The following is a 2,302-nucleotide window of genomic DNA, read 5'->3' as shown; positions in this document are numbered from 1 at the left end:
GTATACCCTATCTTGATGTCAAATTCCCCTTCAATTATTGTCAGAGTAGAGTTCTTTTTATCCTTTCTTGACAAATACCTTCACGGGTCTTAGACTCTATCCTGACAGTGCATCCACGAGGATACCATCATGGCGGGACAACGGGTTGGGTATGTTCGCATTAGTACCAGTGATCAGCATTCCGATCGGCAACTAGATGGTCAGACCCTTGATCGGGTCTTTACTGAGCATGCCTCGGGCAAGGATCGCAATCGCCCGCAGTTAGCCGCGTTGTTCGCGTTTGTTCGTTCCGGTGATACGGTCGTTGTCCATAGTATGGATCGCCTTGCCCGCAATCTTGATGACTTGCGCCAGATTGTGCAGACGCTGACCCAACGCGGAGTGGCACTTCATTTTGTCACCGAGCACTTAACCTTTACGGGCAATGATTCCCCGATGGCAACCTTGATTCTCTCCATGCTTGGAGCGGTGGCTGAATTTGAGCGGGCCTTGATCCGCGAACGTCAACGCGAAGGCATCGCCATGGCTAAGCAGCGCGGCGTGTATACCGGGCGGAAGAAGGCACTGAATGCGGCCACGATTGCCCAGGTCGTCGATCGAGCCGCTGCCGGGGAATCCAAAACGGCCTTAGCCCGTGAATTGGGGATTAGTCGCGAAACCCTCTATCAGTATTTGCGCCAACATCGGGCGACCGAACCGATTCCTTAATACCTGGAGGATGTGATGAGCCTTGTTGCAATTCTTGAACAAGTTCAAACCTTAAGCGTCCAAGAGCGCAAAGACCTTGTGAAATTCTTGGTCGATTCCTTGGATGTCCCCCCGCGCCAACCGCTCCTGCGCTTGGCGGATATGGCAGGGTTTGCTGCGGTGCTGGCCACGGATGATGATGCGCAAGCCTATGTTGATGGGTTGCGGGATGCCTGGGAGCGACCACAATGAGTGTGTTAGCCACCCTGGCCCCGATCCGGCGGTTATATTTTGATACGGCTCCTTTGATTTACTATACGGAAGGGCATACACGCTATTTGCCGACGCTACGGGTCATTATGGGGCAGATTGCTCCCGATCAGATCCATGCAATTACCTCGGTGTTAACGCTCACCGAAACGCTGATGAAACCGCTCCAGCAGCAGCAAATGGCCCTCGCGCACCAGTATCGCCTGTTGTTTTATCAAACTGCGGCGCTGACGATGGTGCCGATTACGGCTCCGATTGCCGAGTTGGCGGCCACGCTTCGGGCGCAGTATGGGCTGCGGACTCCGGATGCGTTACAACTCGCGACGGCGATTGATGCGGGCTGTGATGCCTTCTTAACCAATGATTTTGCCTTGCAGCGCGTCACCGAAATTGCCGTACTGGTGGTTGATGCCTTGGCAAAACTAACGCCTTAGGTCATATCGGCGAACGATGCAGCACGACTGCCATGCGGTTGCGCAGACAATCTGGTGTATGCGGTTGTTTTGCATTCAGCGGCGACGCTTGTCGATGGATATACTTTGAGGCAGCGAGCCTCAGGGGGAATCTCGCTGCCTCACGATGAGGGTATTTAATGATGGTTCACCATCGCTTTGATCTTAACCTCACGCCAATCGCAGCAACATGTTATCAGCTTTTTGGATGGACTCCTGATCGCCAGATCGATCCTTCGGTGCATCTCGCGGCGATTCAACAAGCGGACTATCCCCTATTTCCACGTGCAGCAGCATTTCTGTCAAGCTTTGGGGGCCTTTCAACCCTGCCGGTTGTGCGAACCGCTGGGGCAAATCCGATCTATGATTACCAGGCCATTCCATATATGTTTGATCGCAATCGGCTGTTTGAGGATTTTATTCCCGCCAATGCGCAGCATTGCGATAGTGAGACGGCACCGGATTGGCGTGAGCATCCGTTGATTAAGCGGCAACAACGGCAGATTTGCCCATTGGTTCCTATGATAATGATGCAACGATCTTTTTAACCGATGATGGCTGGGTCCTCCTGGGAAAATTTATGGCATTCCGAACCACCGCAATCGGCAACCCATGATGCGTATTGTTGGAACAAGCCTCAGTGATGGCCTCAATGGCTTGTTGACCGAGCAGTCTGCTATTATCATCGTACTGAGGAGCGATGCTGGATTCGATCCTTGAACGACTCATGGCCGATTCACCGTGGAATTCGGCGATTCGTCCCGATCCAACGCCGTGGCTTACCGCATTAGCGGCGCATCAGTATCCTATTTTCCCAGCAGTCGAAACCGTGTTGCGCCGCTATGGAGGATGGACGTTTAATACGGCATCATGGCATGACCAGTGCCTCGAAC

The 2,302-nt window shown here is 53.1% G+C and carries 5 protein-coding genes; all 5 read left to right on the top strand.

All coding sequences use genetic code 11. The features are described from left to right. Positions 1 to 129: 129 nt before the first annotated feature. The gene (locus SE18_RS04820) at positions 130 to 708 is read left to right on the top strand and encodes a recombinase family protein (protein ID WP_054533293.1); all 579 of its coding nucleotides are present in this window, start codon (positions 130 to 132) and stop codon (positions 706 to 708) included. A 15-nt stretch (positions 709 to 723) separates the two neighbouring features. After that, positions 724 to 939 carry a hypothetical protein gene (locus SE18_RS04815; protein ID WP_054533292.1) on the top strand — a complete coding sequence of 72 codons (216 nt, stop codon included), beginning with the start codon at positions 724 to 726 and terminating at the stop codon, positions 937 to 939. A 2-nt stretch (positions 940 to 941) separates the two neighbouring features. After that, complete coding sequence (locus SE18_RS04810) at positions 942 to 1,391, top strand: type II toxin-antitoxin system VapC family toxin (protein ID WP_160319472.1); 450 nt, start codon at positions 942 to 944, stop codon at positions 1,389 to 1,391. 158 nt (positions 1,392 to 1,549) lie between these two features. Next, positions 1,550 to 1,957, top strand: coding sequence for an SUKH-3 domain-containing protein (locus SE18_RS04805; protein WP_054533290.1), 408 nt, complete (start codon positions 1,550 to 1,552; stop codon positions 1,955 to 1,957). A gap of 152 nt (positions 1,958 to 2,109) precedes the next feature. Continuing rightward, positions 2,110 to 2,302, top strand: a 193-nt coding sequence (locus SE18_RS04800) for an SUKH-3 domain-containing protein (protein WP_152976552.1), incomplete at its 3' end; no start/stop codon positions are given.

The sequence above is a fragment of the Herpetosiphon geysericola genome (assembly GCF_001306135.1).
GTDB classification, from domain to species: Bacteria; Chloroflexota; Chloroflexia; order Chloroflexales; family Herpetosiphonaceae; genus Herpetosiphon; species Herpetosiphon geysericola.
Note: the sequence above shows the minus strand (reverse complement) of the source record. Positions and strands in the feature narration are given on the sequence as shown.